The sequence below is a fragment of the Streptomyces sp. NBC_01546 genome (assembly GCF_045208355.1).
Taxonomy (GTDB): domain Bacteria; phylum Actinomycetota; class Actinomycetes; order Streptomycetales; family Streptomycetaceae; genus Streptomyces.
Window position 1 is genome coordinate 1,407,045 of record NZ_CP109379.1, and the last position, 16,931, is coordinate 1,423,975.

Annotated in this window: 14 protein-coding genes; 10 read left to right on the forward strand and 4 right to left on the reverse strand. The window is 71.8% G+C overall.

The annotated features are described in order from the left end of the window. The first annotated feature begins 49 nt into the window (after window positions 1-49). On the forward strand, window positions 50-1,966 hold the full coding sequence (locus OHA89_RS06850; protein WP_266613568.1) for a CASTOR/POLLUX-related putative ion channel: 1,917 nt from the start codon (window positions 50-52) through the stop codon (window positions 1,964-1,966). A 49-nt stretch (window positions 1,967-2,015) separates the two neighbouring features. Here the strand turns inward: OHA89_RS06850 and OHA89_RS06855 are convergent, their stop codons facing one another. After that, complete coding sequence (locus OHA89_RS06855; protein ID WP_406368420.1) at window positions 2,016-3,884, reverse strand: flavin monoamine oxidase family protein; 1,869 nt, start codon at window positions 3,882-3,884, stop codon at window positions 2,016-2,018. A gap of 461 nt (window positions 3,885-4,345) precedes the next feature. Here OHA89_RS06855 and OHA89_RS06860 point away from each other — a divergent pair, with 461 nt between their 5' ends. From OHA89_RS06860 to OHA89_RS06870, 3 genes are all read left to right on the forward strand, one after another. Then, window positions 4,346-5,053 carry a DUF4142 domain-containing protein gene (locus OHA89_RS06860; protein ID WP_257553249.1) on the forward strand — a complete coding sequence of 236 codons (708 nt, stop codon included), beginning with the start codon at window positions 4,346-4,348 and terminating at the stop codon, window positions 5,051-5,053. A 14-nt stretch (window positions 5,054-5,067) separates the two neighbouring features. Then, a complete protein-coding gene (locus tag OHA89_RS06865) occupies window positions 5,068-6,462 on the forward strand; it encodes a DUF1996 domain-containing protein (RefSeq protein ID WP_406365670.1) in 1,395 nt (464 codons plus the stop codon). Between the two features lie 146 nt (window positions 6,463-6,608). Then, window positions 6,609-7,475, forward strand: coding sequence for an RNA polymerase sigma factor (locus OHA89_RS06870; RefSeq protein WP_215141750.1), 867 nt, complete (start codon window positions 6,609-6,611; stop codon window positions 7,473-7,475). Between the two features lie 72 nt (window positions 7,476-7,547). On the opposite strand, the gene OHA89_RS06875 is transcribed toward OHA89_RS06870, so the two are convergent. Then, window positions 7,548-8,459: a PucR family transcriptional regulator gene (locus OHA89_RS06875; protein WP_406365671.1), complete on the reverse strand. Its 912-nt coding sequence runs from the start codon at window positions 8,457-8,459 to the stop codon at window positions 7,548-7,550. On the opposite strand from OHA89_RS06875, the gene OHA89_RS06880 reads away from it, so the two are divergent. From OHA89_RS06880 to OHA89_RS06905, 6 genes are all read left to right on the forward strand, one after another. Next, entirely contained in the window at window positions 8,433-8,858 is a 426-nt protein-coding gene (locus OHA89_RS06880) for a hypothetical protein (protein ID WP_374199240.1), read from the forward strand. The genes OHA89_RS06875 and OHA89_RS06880 overlap by 27 nt on opposite strands. A gap of 415 nt (window positions 8,859-9,273) precedes the next feature. Further along, window positions 9,274-10,155, forward strand: a complete 882-nt coding sequence (locus OHA89_RS06885) for a hypothetical protein (protein ID WP_266613575.1) — start codon at window positions 9,274-9,276, stop codon at window positions 10,153-10,155. Continuing rightward, window positions 10,152-11,600, forward strand: coding sequence for an NADH-quinone oxidoreductase subunit NuoF family protein (locus OHA89_RS06890; protein ID WP_266942430.1), 1,449 nt, complete (start codon window positions 10,152-10,154; stop codon window positions 11,598-11,600). Before OHA89_RS06885 ends, OHA89_RS06890 begins: the two co-directional genes overlap by 4 nt. 157 nt (window positions 11,601-11,757) lie before the next feature. Then, window positions 11,758-12,759 (forward strand): SCO0930 family lipoprotein, encoded by a 1,002-nt coding sequence (locus tag OHA89_RS06895; RefSeq protein WP_406368422.1) that lies wholly within the window; start codon window positions 11,758-11,760, stop codon window positions 12,757-12,759. 87 nt (window positions 12,760-12,846) lie between these two features. Beyond that, window positions 12,847-13,293, forward strand: coding sequence for a hypothetical protein (locus OHA89_RS06900; RefSeq protein WP_266613579.1), 447 nt, complete (start codon window positions 12,847-12,849; stop codon window positions 13,291-13,293). Between the two features lie 186 nt (window positions 13,294-13,479). Then, the gene (locus OHA89_RS06905; RefSeq protein ID WP_266615303.1) at window positions 13,480-15,066 is read left to right on the forward strand and encodes an alpha/beta hydrolase; all 1,587 of its coding nucleotides are present in this window, start codon (window positions 13,480-13,482) and stop codon (window positions 15,064-15,066) included. A gap of 3 nt (window positions 15,067-15,069) precedes the next feature. Here OHA89_RS06905 and OHA89_RS06910 read toward each other — a convergent pair whose 3' ends face one another. Both OHA89_RS06910 and OHA89_RS06915 read right to left on the reverse strand, forming a co-directional pair. Then, window positions 15,070-15,522 carry an SRPBCC family protein gene (locus OHA89_RS06910; RefSeq protein WP_215141760.1) on the reverse strand — a complete coding sequence of 151 codons (453 nt, stop codon included), beginning with the start codon at window positions 15,520-15,522 and terminating at the stop codon, window positions 15,070-15,072. Window positions 15,523-15,551: 29 nt separating this feature from the next. Next, entirely contained in the window at window positions 15,552-16,799 is a 1,248-nt protein-coding gene (locus OHA89_RS06915; RefSeq protein ID WP_266613583.1) for an MFS transporter, read from the reverse strand. Between the last annotated feature and the right edge of the window lie 132 nt (window positions 16,800-16,931).

The window sequence follows — 16,931 nt, forward strand, 5'->3', positions numbered from 1 at the left end:
GGTTAACAGAGGGGCCTTCGAGAGGCATGTCGATCCGAAGGAAGCGTGCATGGCGCAGGAGCACACGACGTCCCTCCGGCTGCGCCTTCGGTACCGGTTCGACAATCTGGTGGCAGGCGGAACCGCCGCGCTGATCGGCTGGCTCGCCGTGGCCTGCCTTGTCGTGGTGGTCCCGGCGAGCGCGGTGCTCGTGTGGGCGGACCGGTCGACCCCGACGACCCTCTCCGGCCGGCTCACGGCGGTGTGGGTCAGCGTCGGGCAGACGCTCAAGATCGGGGGCGCGGTCGGCTCCCCTCTCTACGTGCTGGCATCGGTGGCGCTCGCCCTGGTCGGCCTGCTGTTCGTGTCGGCGCTGGTCAGTCTGATCACCACCGGCATCAACCGGCGCATCATGTCGCTTCGCCTCGGCCACTCCACCGTGCTGGAAGCGGGGCACACGGTCGTCCTGGGATGGTCCGATCAGATCTTTCCCGTGGCCGGGGAGCTGGTGGCCGCCAACGCGAACCAGCGCCGGTCGGCCATCGCCGTCCTCGCCCCGAAGGACAAGGTGGAGATGGAAGACGAGCTCTCCACCCGTATCGACGACCGGGGCAGGACACGCATCATCTGCCGCAACGGCAGCACCACCGACCCGACGGAGCTGGTCCGGGTGAGTCCGCGGACCGCGAAGGCCGTGCTCGTGCTGCCGCCCGACGGGGCAGCCGGCGACGCCCACGTGGTGAAGACCCTGCTCGCCCTCAACGCGGCCGTCCCCGAGGCCGGCGACGCGGTGGTGGTGGCCGCCGTCCGTGACACCCGCAACCACGTCACCGCCAGGCTGGCCGCCGGGCCGGGCGGACACGTCCTGTGCGTCGACGACATCATCGCCCGGCTCCTCGTGCAGACCGCCCGCCAGCCCGGCCTCTCGCTCGTGTACCAGGAACTGCTGGACTTCGCGGGCGACGAGTTCTACACCGTTCCCGCCGGGGATCTCGCGGGGCGCGCTTTCGGCGAGGCCCTGCTGTCGTTCGCCACGTCCTGCGTGGTCGGCCTGCTGCACGCCGACGGAGGCGTCGCCCTCAACCCGGACCCGGGCGCGACGATCGGCGCGAGCGACCGGATCATCGTCATCTCGCAGGACGACGACACGGCCGTACGGGCGGACGTGGCCTCCTGCGTCGACGAGGACGCGATCGTCACGGCCCGGCCCCGGATCCCCCGGGCCGAACGCCTGCTCCTGCTCGGCTGGAACCGCCGGGCTCCGTACATCGTGGATCAGCTCGACCAGTACGTGAGCCCCGGAAGCGTGCTCGACGTCGTGGCCCTCGACGAGGGTGACGGCGGCGCCTGCACCGCGGCGACCCGGCGCTGTCTCGAAGTGGCCTTCCACGGCGGCGACATCACCGACCCGCGCGTCCTGGCCAAGCTGGACGTGCCGTCGTACGACAGCGTGATCGTCATCGGTGAGGCGGATCCGGTGGCCACGACCGTGTCCGCGCCGCCCACGGACACGGAGGAGTCGCTGGCGGACAACAGGACGCTGGTCACGCTGCTGCACCTGCGGGCCATCGCGGAGGCCGCGCAGCGGGAACTCGTCCTCACCACCGAGATGTCCGACGACGGCAACCGGCTCCTCGCGCCCGCCCGGGAAGGCGCCGACTTCATCGTGAGCGGCCGGCTGATCAGTGTCCTGATGACCCAGATCTCGGAGAGCCGCTACCTCGCCGACGTCTTCGAGGAGCTGTTCGACGCGGAGGGCAGCGAGTTCCACCTCAAACCGGCCGCGGACTACGTCCGGGCCGGTCATGAGGTCTCGTTCGGCACGCTCGTCGAGTCCGCGCGCCGCCGCCGTGAATGCGCCGTCGGCTACCGGCTGCGCGCGCAAACCGCCACGGGCCCCGCCTACGGGCTGAGGATCAACCCCGACAAGCGGGAACGGGTCCGTCTCGGCGAGGGGGACTGGCTGATCGTGCTCGCCGAAAGCTGACGCGGCACGGTCGCACGGCTGCCACGGCCGCAGCCGCCGAACCGGCCGCTCACGGCGCCATGTGGACCTCCAGGGCGGTCCGCACCGCGGATTCCAGGGCTCCCTCGATCCACGCGGGCTTGATGGAGGTGTGGCACCCGCCGAAGTGCAGGTTGCCTTCGGGCTTGCGGACGTGGGGGAACAGCTCGGTGTGCTGGCCGGGCAGCAGCACGGAGGCCTCGCCGTAAGCGTACGGATCGCGCATCCAGGACTGGGTGCGGCCGACTCCGGTGTAGAACACCTCGATCCGCTGCCCGAACACCTCCTGGACCCCGGCCAGGGCGCGCGGGTAGCGCTCCTCGTCGTCCAGGGAGTCCCACTTCAGGGCGTCGTCCGACCAGCTGTAGGAGGCGAGGACCACCCCGCCGGCGCTGCCGTCGACCGGGTAGGAGGGCTGGAACATGAAGCGGTTGGGGTTGTCGGTGGCCGAGCCGCCGCCGATGACGCCGGCCGCCTCGGGCTGGTCGCGGGTGACGAGACGGCAGGCGGCGTAGTGGGCGCGCTGGGCGTCGGAGATGTGCCCCTTGGGCACGGAGGGGTGGGCGCCCAGCAGGCCCCCGGCCTCCGGGGTCTGCGCGATCTGGTACTTGCGGTAGAGGCCGGGCTGTACGGCTTCCAGCTCGCGCTTCCAGTCGGCTTCGTCGAACTCCCACCAGCGGCGGCTGAATTCGAGCAGCACCTTGGTGGCGGCGTCGTAGTGCAGTTCGGTGACAGCGCGCCGCTTGCCGTACGAGAGCGCGGGGGCGACCGGGATGTGGCGCAGTCCGGAGAAGGGGACGGTGATGATCGCGGTGTCGGCGGTGAACGTCTCGCGCCGCACCGGGCTGCCGCCGCGGCCCTCGGAGACGGTGTCGACGGTGACCTTGCCCTCGCCGTGCGTGATCCGGGTGGCGCGGCGGTCGAGCCGTACCAGGTCCTTGACCCGGGCGTAGAGCGCGTCGGCCAGCGTTGCGGTGCCGCCCGGCAGTTCGAAGAAGGCCGTGTCGGGGCTGATCAGCGAGGCTCCGATGAAGCTGTGCACGAAGGCGAGGTGCAGACGGGAGGTGAGGTTCTCGACGGTTCCGATCAGGTCGATGGTCCGCTCGTCGAGTTCCGCCTCCTCGGTCAGGTAGCGATACATCGACATGTGGCCGTAGCGCTGGATGACGCGGGCCCAGCCCTCGACGAGTTCCTTGTCCTTCTTCCCCTCGATCTCCTTGCGTACGGGAGCGAAGGCATTGCGCACGATCTGCGCGGCGGGCACGGACTCGTAGGCCGCCGGGACTCCGAAGGAACGATTGAGCGCCTGCGGGCTGCGGGCGTAGTCCGCCCGGCGTACCCGGATGCCGTTGACGAAGATCCACGTGCGGTAGGCGGGGCGGCCGGCCCCGTCGACGTCGACCAGGTGGAAGCGCCTGCGCTTGAGGCCGAGGCTGTCGATCAGTCCGGTGACCAGCGGGTGGCTGTCGGGGATGCGCATGGCGCCGGCCTCGGCGTACTGCTTGGGGTCCGCGAAGGGTGCGGCGGCCTTCTCGTGGCCGCCGGTACGGAAGGTCTTGATGCGGCCGCCGACCCGGTTGGCGTTGGCCTCGATGACCGTGACCTGGTGCCCGGCCTGGCGCAGGAGGTGGGCGGCGGTGAGCCCGGCGGGGCCGGCGCCGACGACCAGCACCTTCTTGCCGGGGCGGCGGGAGCGGGGCAGTCCGTTCTTCAGGAGGACGTCCGCGTAACGAGGCACCAGGGGCTGGTCGTCATCGTCCCGTACGAGGATGGCCCGGGCGATGGTCAGGCAGGTCTCCCAGTCGGGGCGTGCGGAACCGGACGGTGCCTGCGGGGTCCCGGCGGACGCGGCGGCCACCGACAGCGCACCGGCTCCCGCGACGGCGGCCGCGCCGGCCATGACGGTACGGCGGGAGGGCCGGCGAGCAGGGGACGGTGCGGGCTCGACCGAGGAGTCGGAGCTGGAAGAAGGCTCGATGATCATGCGTCAACTGTCACGGTCCGCAGGCGCCTTGAGCGCCGAAAAGTGCCCGCGCGGGGAACAACCACCCGGACGTGGGGCCCGGTCCACCCGACGCTGACGAACTGGATTTCGTACGGCGGGAACGGACGGACGCCGCCGGCCGTCCCGACCGGTCCGCCGCCGGAGGACCGCAGGTTCGGCATCGGGCAGGCGCGGCAAGATATCAGCCCTTCGGGGGCTTGACCGGATGTTTATCCAATGGTGATGGTCCGCCCGCGTGGGCACCACCCGTGGCACTAGCGTCCCGTGACACCCCGGGAATGCGGGTGTGCAACGCACGGCGCGTGCGGACCCTCCGGCCCCGCTGCCCCTCCCGGCCCACGGACCAAGGAGGCACTGTGCTGTCATTCCGGCGGCGTTCCATCAGCAGGTTTTCGGTCGCCACGAGATACACGATCGGAAGCGGCTTCGTCATCAGCGCGCTTGCCGTCACCCTGATCGCGCTGCTGATCCCCGTGGAGAAGTTCGGCGCCCGGGCCTCTGCCTCGACCGGCCGGCCGGCCGCCGAGGACGACGGCGCCGGGATCATGAGTACGGCGTACGGGCCGTTGACCCCCGCGGACCGGGACTTCGTACGGAAGGTACGACTCGCGGGTCTGTGGGAGCTGCCCGCCGGGCGGCAGGCCCAGCAGCGGGGAACGCGCCCGGCGGTGCGCACGGCCGGGGAGCACCTCGTGGAGGGCCACACCGAGCTGGACCGGCAGGTCATCCAGGTCGGTCAGGCCCTCGGCGTCGACCTGCCCAACCAGCCGTCCGAGCAGCAGCGGGGATGGCTGGGGCAGCTGACCCGCGCCCAAGGGGACGAGTACGAGCGGCTGTTCATCCAGCTGCTGCGCCGAGCGCACGGAAAGGTGTTCGCGCTGCTGGCCCAAGTGCGGGCGCAGACCAGGAACTCCATGGTCCGCGCCCTGGCCACATCCGCCAACACCACGGTCCTGGACCACATCACGGTCCTCGAGGACAGCGGGCTGGTCGACTTCGACGCGCTCAGCGTCCCCGACGGGACCCCGACCCCTGCTCCGTCCGATGTCCGATCGACGAAGTGAAGTGAAGTGATCGCATGAGTGAAAAGGGCCATAAACGCCCCCGGTTGTCGAACAAGCTGCTGGCCTTGGTCTCCGCACTGGTCCTGGGCGGCGGCGGGGTCGCCGTCGTCGCGGGCAACGCGAACGCGGGCCAGGACGGCCGCCGGGACTCGGGCGGCGCGGAGCAGGTGAGCGCCACCATCGACTGCCCCGACGTCGGTGACCGGCTCACCGCCGTACCCGAACAGGCCAAGACCGAGGTCGACGAGGGCCTCGCCCAGCTGGACTCACAGGTGGCCGACGCCTACCGGAAGCTCGCCGCGGGCGAGGAACGGGGAGAGGACCTCGTCGGCGGGCTCAAGCAGCAGCGCGACGAGACCATCGGCCGCATGTCCGACGCGATAGCCCGCTCCGCGGCCCGTCCGGAGGAGCTCAAGTCCATGAGCGCGTGCCAGGTGAAGCAGGCTTCCGCGCAGGACGACGCGTCGGCCGCTGCGGCGGGCGACCCGGCGGCCGACCCGGGCGCCGCCCGGAGCATCGGCGGGAAGGGCGGACCGGCACGGAGCGACTTCGTCGACATCGGCAAGGTACGGCCGAACGTACGCACTCCCGGGGCAGCGGCCGGGGCCTCGACGGGGTCCTTCAGCTCCCAGTGCGGACGCAACGAGAACGGCCACTTCAACCCCGACAACGTGATCGTCGCCCCCGGGGTGTCCAACGGCGCCCACCACATGCACGACTACGTGGGCAACAAGACCACCGACGCCTTCTCCACCAACGACAGCCTCGCCGCCTCCGGCACCACCTGTGGCAACGGCGACCTGTCCACCTACTACTGGCCGGTGCTGCGGCTGCGCGACGGCAAGGCGGAGAAGGACGCGAAGGCGCCCGGCGGCGGTCAGGACGCGAACGTGGGCACGATCCTGCGGCCCAAACAGGTGACGATCAGCTTCAAGGGCAGTCCCGTCGGCAAGGTCAAGGCCATGCCCCGTTTCCTGCGGATCATCACCGGCGACGCCAAGGCCTTCGCCAACGGAACGGCCAATGCCAATGCCTCGTGGAGCTGTACCGGGTTCGAGAACCGCCAGCTGAAGGACAAGTACCCGATCTGCCCCAAGGGCAGCGACGTGGTGCGCACCTTCAACTTCCAGAACTGCTGGGACGGCCGCAACACCGACAGCGCCAACCACCGGACCCATGTGGCCTTCGCGGACCGCAACGGCCGCTGCCCGAAGGGCTTCAGCGCCATTCCGCAGCTGGTGCAGCGCATCACGTACGGGGTCGCGCCGGGGGCGCGGTTCGCCGTGGACAGCTTCCCCGAGCAGCTCCACAAACCGGTGACCGACCACGGTGACTTCATCAACGTGATGCCGAACGGCCTGATGGCCAACGCCGTGGACTGCATCAACAGGGGGCGCACCTGCCGCTGACGCGGCGGCTCCACGAACTCCCGGACGGGGTGCGGCTCCTCCCCCTCGCACCGCGCCCCGCCCGGGACAGGTGTTGGCCCGAAGCCGACTTCGGGCCAACGCCGCACACCTGCGCCCAGCCTGGTCCTGAACCGACGAGGAGTGCCATGTCCGGCTCTCGTGAATCCGCAGACGGTCCGCAGCATCCGGGCGACGGCGGCAAGGCACCGCCCGCCGAGCCCTCCCCGCCCGGCGAGCCCGGCGCGCCCGGCCGGCCCTCCGCGCCGTCCGACGGGGAACTCACCCGGCGGCTCAGGAGGGAGTACCGGTCGGGCACCGCGGACGCGGCCGTGTGCGATCTCCTCTACCGGCGGCACCGGCGGGCCGCCCTCGCGTACGCGCGCACCTGCTGCCGTACCCCGCAGGACGCCGAGGACCTCGTCTCCGAGGCCTTCGCCCGGACCTTGCAGGCCGTCCGCTCCGGCGCGGGGCCCCGGGGCCCGTGGCGCGCGTACCTGCTGGCCGTCGTCCGTCACACGGCCATGCAGTGGAGTGACGGCGACGGAAGGACGCTCCTGACGGCGGACTTCGACACCTGGTGTCAGCAGGCGGCCGCCGGCGGTGATCCGCAGCGCCGGCTGCTGGCCGGCGAGGACCGCAGGCTCCTCGCCCGCTCCTTCCGGGCGCTGCCCGCGCGCTGGCGGGCCGTCCTGTGGCACACCCTGGTCGAGGAGGACTCGCCGCACGAGATCGCCGCGCTGCTGGGCATCACCCCCAGCGCGGTGACCTCGCTGGCCTTCCGGGCCCGCGAGGGGCTGCGCGAGGCGTACCTCCTGGCCCATCTGGACACCGTGGCCGACGGCCGGTGCGGCCACTACAGCCACATGCTCGGTTCGGCGGTCCGGCGCAGCCGTACGCAGCAGCCCCGCGGCCTCGCACGCCATCTGGCGGGGTGCGAGGCCTGCGCACGGGCGTACGAGGAGCTGCTGGACCTCAACTCCACGATGCGCGGGGCGGTGCCCGCCGCCCTGTGACCACCGGCCCGGCCCCGTTCGTACGGGGCCGGGCCGGCTGCTGTTGCTCCTCTCGTCACTCCTCCCCTGTGGTCACAAGCCGTTGACGCGGGCCATCCGTCCGACGACCAGCGGGGTGAAGTCCGCCGTGACCACGCGTGCCGTCCGGCGCCCCACCCGCGAGTGCTGACGCCGTACCTGGGCCATCAGCCGGCGGCTGCGCAGGGCCATCTCCAGTTCGAACCGGGTGCGGGGGTCCCGCAGACCGGGCCCGAACAGCTTCTCCAGCTGACGCATGCGGTACCGCACGGTCTGCGGGTGCACGCTCAGGGCCTTGGCGGCCTCGGGTGCGCCGCCGCCCTCCAGCCAGGCGAGGAGGGTCACCTCCAGCCGTTCGCTCTGGCGCGGGGTCAGATCCGCCAGTGGCCGGAGCCAGCGGGCGGCCAGCGCGTGGGCCAGGGGCTCGTCCTGGAGCAGCAGCAGCGTCGAGAGGTGGTCGTCCACGAAGACGGGGCGGGCGTCCAGACCCGCTCGGGCCGGTGTCAGCGCGAGCAGACGCAGCGCCCAGCGCAGGGAGGACGCGGTGTCCCGGAGCGGTACCGCGTGGCCGACGGCCGCGAACCGGCCGCGCAGGGGGAGTTCGAACGGAGCCCGGGTGTCGGGATCGGGGCTCGGGACCAGCAGGCAGGGGCGGCCCGCGAACATCCCGGCGAGGGCGTCGTCCAGGACGGTCGCCAGCTGCTGTGCCTCCCCGGGCGTGGCCGGCGCGATGGCCCGCACGGCCACCGGGAGGGGCCAGCCGGCCGCCTCGGCGAGATCGGCGAGGGAGGTCCCGGAGGCGGCCCGGTCATCGGTGAGGGCTTTGAAGAGGTCCTGACGCGCCCGGTCGACGGCCGGCCCCAGGTGTTGCCCGCCGTGCCGCCTGTCGTCCTGCCTGTCGTGCTGCCTTCCCTCCACGACCTCCAGGCTCGCGTGCCGGTGCCCCATGTCGAGGTCCGCGGGCATGTCCGCCGTCTGTCGCGGGTGTTGCCGCTGCTCTTGCTCCCGCTGGTGTTCCTGCTGTCGTTCTTGCCGGTGTTCCTGCTGTCGTTCCTGTTCGTGCGCCTGCTCTTGCTCCTGGTCCTTGCCCGATGGGCCGCCGCGGGCATCGCGGTAGCCGAGAACGGTGAGAAGGGCTTCCTCCACCCGCTGCCTGAGCAATTCATCGCCGATGGCATCGTTGTCATCGATAAGGGCGGAAAATTCCGGAATTCCATGCAGAAGCTCCTCCACTATCTCGGCGGCCAGTGCGGGGAGTTCCCGTCGCAGGACGCGGGTCCACTCGCCGCGAGGGCGGGACCAGATGCGGTTCAGAAGTTCGCACATCGTTTCCTCGTTCGTGCCGGGGTGAGGCCTGTCCGGTAGCGGAGGACAAGCCCGCCGAGGTTGCCTCTCGCGCCAACAGCCCTGCCTGACAAGAGAGTTGCGGCCCCTCGTACTCCCTCCTGGAGGGGTCCGGCCACATTCCGTCCCGCGGTTTTGCCGTGATTTTGCCGTCGGGGACGCGTAGACGGCGGGCGGCGCGGTGGCCTGTCGCAACCTCCGCTGGAGGGGAATCTTCCGGGGTTGTTCGATGCGCCGGAGACGCGCTGCGAGAAATTATCACGTTTCGATAAATCCTGTGGAGGCGCCGTGCAGCTCCACGATGCTTCTGCACTCCGGCCCCAAGCTCCTCGGCCGGCGCGGGAGTTTCACAGCGCTGCCGGGCACGAGCGACAACGAACCCCGGGTGCCGAGCGCCAGGTGGAGTGCTCGGGGCCCAGGCGCACAGGAGATCTGGATGCCCCTGTCTCAGCCGTACCTACGCCGCTCGCACCGGGCCCGCCGCAGGAGTCGTCACCCGGCGACGGCCCCGGTCGTCCTCGCGGCCCTCGCCTCCTTCATCGTGGTGGTCCGCGCGGGCGCCCTGACCCATCTGTGGGACTTCCTCGACTTCGGGGCGGGCGTGCTCTCGCTCGTCTCGCTCACCGCCACCGTCCTGTGGGGGCTGGTGGCCACCGACCGGGTGCTGCTCGGGTCGGGCCACCGGCTCCTCGCCCAGGGCGCCCACCGCGGACTGGCCGTGGCCGGCCTGAGCTTCCTGGCCCTGCACATCTGGGTCAAGGTCGCAAAGGCGCAGACGAGCGCGGCCGCCGCGGTCCTGCCGTTCGCGGACGGCGACCGGCCCGTCCTCATCGGACTCGGCACGCTGGCCGGTTACCTCTTCGTGGCCGTCGCGGTCTCCGGCGCGATGCGCAGCGTGTTCGCCACCAAGAGCCGCTCCCTGTGGTGGCGGGCCCTGCACTTCGGCGCCTATCCGGCCTGGGGCGCGTCCCTGGTGCACGGGCTCAAGGCGGGCCGCCCGGGCGGCGCCTGGGTGACGATGGCGTACGCGCTGTGCCTGATCGGTGTCGCCGGGGTGATCGCGTTCCGCGTGAAGTCCCGGGCACGCGGGGCACGTTCCCGCCCGGCTCCCGTCCCCGGGCCGCGCCCGGGCACGGACCGGGACACCGGTACGCGCACCCTCGACGGCCTCGGCACGGGCACCGGCCGCGGCACGCGTCGGCTCGTGTCCAGCGGGCGGCCGCCGCTGCCGCGGACCGGCCCCCGGTCCTACGCCACGGCCGGCCGCAGAACCCGGCTGTACGGCGAGCAGCCGGCCGCCGCAGAGCAGTGGCTGTGACCGGCGAGCCGCGCCCCGGCCTCGGCTGTGTGGGCGCCCCCAGGCTGCTGGCCGGACTCGACCGGACCCCCCGGCTCGACCGCGCCGCCCATCTCGACACCCACGGCACGCTGCCCCGGTTGCGACCGGACGAACTCGTCGGCCTCGCCAACGACATCGACCTGCGGGGCCGCGGCGGAGCGGGCTTCCCGTTCGCGCGGAAACTGCGGGCCGTCACCCGCTCGGCCGGGGGGCGGGACGCTCCCACGGCCGTCGTCGTCAACGGCAGTGAGGGCGAGCCGAGTTGCCTCAAGGACACCGCGCTGCTGCTGCACGCCCCGCATCTGGTGCTCGACGGAGCCCTGCTGGCCGCCGCGGCGCTCGGCGCCGACGACGTCGTGGTGGCCGTCACCCGGGAGGACGTGGAGCAGTCGGTACGGGACGCCGTCGCGGAACGCGGCCCGGCCGGACGCCGGGTGCGCGTGACGCGGCTTCCCGAACGCTTCGTCACCGGGGAGGGAACGGCCCTCATCAGCGGCCTGAACGGCGGAGCGGTGCTGCCGTCCGGGCGGAAGGTGCGGACCAGCGAGCGGGGTCTGGGGGGCGTGCCCACCCTGCTGTCGAACACCGAGACCTTCGCCCAACTCGGCATCGCCGCACGGCTGGGTGCGCCCGAGTACCGCTCCACCGGGCTGCCGGCCGAACCGGGCACCGTCCTGCTGACCGTGGCCGGTTCCACGGTCGTCGAGACCCCGACCGGGGCTTCGCTGGCCTACGTCCTGGAGCTGTGCGGCACCGATCCCGGCCAGGGCGTCCTGGTCGGCGGCTATCACGGCAGATGGCTGGACCCGATGTCCGCACGTTCCGCGCTGGTGTCCCGGCAGTCCCTGGCGGCCTTCGGCGCGGTGCTGGGGGCGGGGGCGGTGCTGCCGCTGCCCGAGGACACCTGCCCGGCCGGCGAGGTCGCGCGGGTGACCCGGTGGATGGCGAAGGAGTCGGCGGGCCAGTGCGGGCCCTGCGTACGGGGGTTGCCCGCGCTGGCCGACGTACTGGACGACGTCGTCCGCGGCGGGGGCGGCGCGGCCCTCGAGACGGTCGAGGCACGCCTGACGGCGGTCCGGGGCCGCGGTGCGTGCAGCCACCCCGACGGCACCTCGCACTTCGTCGCCTCGGCCCTCGCCGCCTTCCCCGACGAGTTCCACGACCATGCCCTGGGCGGCGGGTGCGGCCGGCGGGTGCTGGGAGCGCTGCCGCTGCCGCGCGACGAGAGTCCGGAACGGCTCGTCGTGGACTGGACCCTGTGCAAGGGGCACGGGCTGTGCGTGGACATCCTCCCCGACGTCGTACGGCTCGACGCGGACGGCTACCCGGCCAAGGCGTCCATGCCGGTGCCCGCACGGCTGCGGCCGAAGGCGCTGCGCGCGATCCGGCGCTGTCCGGCGCTCGCGCTGCGCATCCAGGACTGAGCCGGTGCACGTCTCCGGACCCTCCCCCGGTTCAATTCTTGGCGCGATCCGACAAATTCGCAGGGAATTGGGCCTCCCCCGCTCCCGGCCCCGTATCAATTACGGAAGGGACGAACGGAAAAGCTGGACCGGACCTGAAGGAGAGATCGTGAAGAGAATGCGTCGTGAGATATTCGCCGGGTCGGCGGCGGTCGCGGTACTGCTGCTGACTTCCGGATGTGGACTCGCCGAGAAACCGCCGGGAAAGGGAAGTGCGGTACAGCCGGTGGGCGACAGCCAGAAGATCGGATCTCCTTACGGCGCGGACGGCGGGGACGGAGCGTACGGGTCGGGTTCCGGGGCGAATCCCGCCTACGGGGACAGCGGCTCCGGCGCCGCCCCGGCGGGCGCGGCCGGCAAGAACGGTCCGGCCGGGCAGCTGAAGGTGGCCGAGGTCCCGAACCTGGGCGGCGCGGTCACCGACAGTGAAGGCTTCACGCTCTACCGGTTCGACAAGGACACGCCCAAGCCCCCCAAGTCAGCCTGCGAAGGGGACTGCGCCACGGCGTGGCCGGCCGTGGCGGCGGACGACGTCACCGCAGGCGAAGGGATCGACGCGGGCCTGCTCGGCTCGGTCGCCCGGGCCGACGGCACCCGGCAGCTGACCCTGGCGGGCTGGCCCGTGTACCGCTACGCGAAGGACACCAAGGCCGGGGACACGCTCGGTGAGGGCGTCGGCGGAACCTGGCACGTGCTGGGAGCCGACGGAAAGCCGGCCGCCGCCGCGGCCGCCGCCGACAAGAAGGCGCCGGCGCAGGGCGCCGAACTGTCCGTCGCGCAGAATCCCATGCTCGGCGGGATCCTCGCGGACGCGGAGGGCCGCACGCTCTACCGGTTCGACAAGGACAGCGCCTGGCCGATGAAATTCGGCTGCCTCGATGCCTGCCTGGACACGTGGAAGCCGGCCAAGCCGGTGGACAAGTCGAAGGTGTCGGGAATTGCCGCCGAACTGGTCGGCTCCGTGAAGCGTCCCGACGGTTCGGAACAATTGACGATCGATTGCTGGCCGGTCTATTTGTTCACCGGCGACAAGGCGCCCGGAGACATCACCGGGCACAACAAGCAGGGCCTCTGGTTCGCCGTGACCGACAAGGGAAAGAAGGCGAAGGCGGCGCACTAACAGAGGCCCCGGGGTCGTGGTGCCCGGTCCCCTCCCACCTGGGCACCACGACCCCGCCCCCGATCAGCCGGCGAGGAAGAGAGAGTCATGCCGCCGTCAACCGCCCGACCGCACAGTCGTGTTCTCCGTACCGTCGTGGTGACGGTGGCCGCCGCGTTCGCCCTGCTGCCGGCCGGCGGCTGCGCCGGAAGTCCGGCGGCCTCGCACGGCGGCCCGGCCGAGGAGAGCCGGGCACCGTCCACCTCGATCGAGGAGATTGCCGCCGCTGTCGGCTGCACCGCCCAAGTGGACATACAGGCTGAGGAGTTGCGCGAGGGAGGCTGCCAGACCGAACAGGGCGCCTTCCGCATGGTCACCTTCGCGGCCGACGAGGGAATGCGCTCCTGGCTGACCGAGGCCCGGATGTACGGCGGCACCTACCTGGTGGGGAGCCGCTGGGTGGTCACCACCCCGTCGGCGGATGCCCTGACCGCCCTGCGCGGCCGCATCGGCGGCGCCCTCGAGACCGGCTCCGCGCACGAGGGCCATCACTGACCACTCCGGTCGTCGGCCGCGCCGAGCTCGCCGACCGCACCGACTGCGGCGTGTCGGCCAGTTGTCCGGATATCGGCTCATTCGTGAGACGCATATGCCCCGGCCTTCGGGATGATTCGCCCCGCCTCCGCATACAACAAGGTGAGCGGGTAAGCGACTTCACCGAAAGGAACGGCAATCGTGCGCATGAAACGCCTCGCACCGCTGCTCGCCGCCGCCGGACTCATCGCGTCCACCGTCCCCCTGCTGACCGCGACCCAGGTCTCCGCCGCTTCGGCTCCGGAGTACCTGAGCCAGAAGCCCTCCTGGCACCGGTGCAGCCCGGACCAGCCGGCCTCGTACGAGTGCGCCACCCTCAAGGTCCCGCTCGACTACCGGCGTCCCGAGGGCACCACGATCGACCTCGCGATATCCCGGGTGAAGAGCGAGAACCCCGCCAAGCGGCACGGCGTCATGCTCCTCAACCCGGGCGGCCCGGGCGGGCCCGGGCTCGATCTGCCGCTGGCGATGGGCGAGATGATGGCCAAGGACGTACGGGACCAGTACGACCTCATCGGCTTCGATCCGCGCGGCGTCGGCTCCAGCAGCCCGATCACCTGCGGACTCACCGACGCCGAGCAGAACTTCGACCGGCCGTACCGGCCCGAGACCTTCTCCTCCGACGTGACGTGGGCGCGCACGGTCGCCGACAAGTGCCGCGAGAACGCCGGCTCGGTGCTCCCGCACATCACCACCCGCAACACGGCGCGCGACATGGACACGATCCGCGCGGTGCTGGGCGAGCGCAAGGTCTCGTACCTGGGCTACTCGTACGGGACCTACCTCGGCGCGGTGTACTCGCAGATGTTCCCGGAGCGGACCGACCGTTTCGTACTGGACAGCGGTGTGGACCCGAAGATGATCTGGCGCGGCATGATCCAGGTGTGGGCGACCGAGGCCGAGCCCGCCTTCACGCGGTGGACGGGCTGGGCGGCCGAGCGGTCGGCCGAGTACGGGCTCGGCGACAGCCCGAAGGCCGTGTCCGACACCTTCTGGGCGCTGGTGGCACGCGCCGACAAGGAGCCCATCGACTTCGAGGGGCAGAAGATCAACGGAGACCTGATCCGGTCCGCGCGCGGGGTGTTCTTCTACCCGGCGCAGGCCACCCCGCTGGTCGTGGCCCTCAAGGCCGCGGCCGAGGGCAAGCCGCAGCCCGCGGGACCGGACACCGCCGAGCTGAAGCGGCTGCTCACCGGCGACAGGGCGGCCGCGCCCGCCTCGGACAACGGCACCGCCGTCTTCTGGTCCGTGGTGTGCGGGGACACCGGCAGCTGGCCCCGCTACGCCGAGCAGTACGAGCGGGACGCGGCGAAGGACAAGATCAAGTACCCGCTGTACGGGGACTTCGCGTCCAACATCAAGCCGTGCGCCTTCTGGGACCGGCCGGTCGAGTCGGCCACGCCCATGAACAAGAAGGCGAACGTGCTGACGGTGCAGAACGAGTGGGACTCGCAGACTCCGCTGAGCAGCGGCCAGGGCATGCACCGCGCGCTCAAGGGCTCGCGGATGGTGCTGGTGGCCGGCGGTGAGGGCCACGGCGTGTACATGACCGACCCCACGTCCTGCGCCGACGCCCAGGTCAACACGTACCTGACCACGGGCCGGCTGCCCGCCGAGGACGTGACCTGCCAGACCGGGCCGGCCGCGGCCGAGCGGAGCGACTCCGCGACGCCGTCCAAGCCGGCCAAGCCGTCAAAGCCGCTGCCGATCCCGTCCGGCCCCGGGCGGTTCTGACCGCTACCGCTTGAGGGACGCCTCCGCGGCCGCCTTGATGCGGCGGCCGAAGGCGGGGGCGTCCTTGCGGGCGGCGCTCGCGGCGAAGCCGACGAGCAGTTTGCCGAGGCCGTGCCCCTCGAGGGTGTTGAAGATCCGGACCCGGGTGCGGCCGCCGGGGAGGGTCTCGAGGTCGTAGCCGCCCTCCGCGGTGACCAGGTTCCGGCTCTGTTCCGTCCAGCGGATCAGGTGCGGCGGCTCGAAGCCGACGATGCGGAACTCCCGGCCGGTCTTCATCCCGGCGTCCTTGACCGTGCTGCGGAAGACCGTGCCGAGCGCGGTCGGGCCGTCGGGGGTCTTGGTGATCTCCTGGACGCGCGGGCTGAACTCCGGGTCGTTGCGGCCGTCGGCGAGGTAGGCGAAGACCTCGTCGACCGGCCGGTCGATCTCGACGCTCGCCTCGAACTCTCCGGACATGTCTGCTCCTCGCTCCCGGTCCCCCGGCTTCATGATCCCAGACCCCCTTCCCCACCGCACGGCACGTGCTGCTTCCGGGCCGTGGGGCGGGGACGCAGCGGCGTCAGCAGTCCGGCGCCGAACACCAGCAGGCAGAAGGCGCCGGCGGCCACACTGACCGCCGGGACCCCGTGGCGGGCGGCCAGCACCGTGAGCACGGCCGCGCCCACCGGGCCCGAGGCGTTGTGCACCGTCCAGAAGGCGGAGGTGACACGGCCGAGCAGACGGTCGGGGGTCACCTCCTGGCGCAGGGTCATGCTGCAGACCCCGCCCAGGGTCAGCCCGAACATGAATACGGCGGCCAGTGCGGCGATCACCGGCACGCTGCGGCTGACCCCGGTCACCGCCACCGCGACGCCGATCATCGCGACCGAGGCCAGCCAGCAGGGGCCGAAGCCGAAGGTCCGGCGCAGCCGCCCTGCGGTGAGGGCCGCGGTGACGACGCCGGTCCCGCTCACGGCGATCACATAGCCGACGGTGGCGGCGTCCCGGCCCAGATCGTGCTGGACCCGGTAGATCAGCAGGTCGGTGGCGCCCATGGTGACGAAGGTCAGCAGGGTGAGCAGCACCGTCAGCGGGCGCAGGAGGGCATGCGTCCACAGGAAGCGGAATCCGACGACGAACACCTCGCGGAACACCCCCGCGGCCGCCGGTTCGGCACGATCGACGGCGGGCTTGCCGAACGTCACCCAGGCCAGGCTGGCGGCGGAGACGAGGAAGGTGGCGCCGTCCACGGCCAGCGCCCGGTCCGGGCCGGCCGCGGCCGTGAGGAACCCGGCCGCCACGGGCCCGAGGAGGGTACCGACGGCGAAGGTGCCCATCAGCCGCCCGTTGGCGGCGGTGAGGTCCTCGGTGCGCACCAGATGCGGCACGGCGGTCACGTAAGCCACGTCGAACAGCGTCTTCAGTACGGTGGCCAGCGCGGTCAGCACGTACAGCAGCCAGACCCGGGGCCCGGCGGCCCACCACACGACCGGCACCGCGCAGAACAGCACGGCGCGCAGCAGATCGCAGGCGATCATGAGCCTTCGGCGGTCCGCCCGGTCCACCACGTACCCGGCGAACAGCCCCGTGCCGATGCCGGTGATCCCGGAGATGACGGTGATCAGGCCCATCTGCACGATGGACCCGGTCGCGTGGAGGACGAGCAGTGGCAGCGCGAGCAGCGAGATGGACCCGCCGAGGACGGACAGCGCCTGGCCGAGCCAGAAGATGTTGAAGTCCTTGTTCCGCCCCAACGGGCGGCGCTCACAGTGGGTTCCGGCTTCCGCTGAGATGGTCCAGTCCCTTCTGACGTGGCCCGTGACGGTCGGGACGCCGACCCCGGGACGGTAAGGGACGGGATCCCGGACTGTCACTCGCGTTTCCGG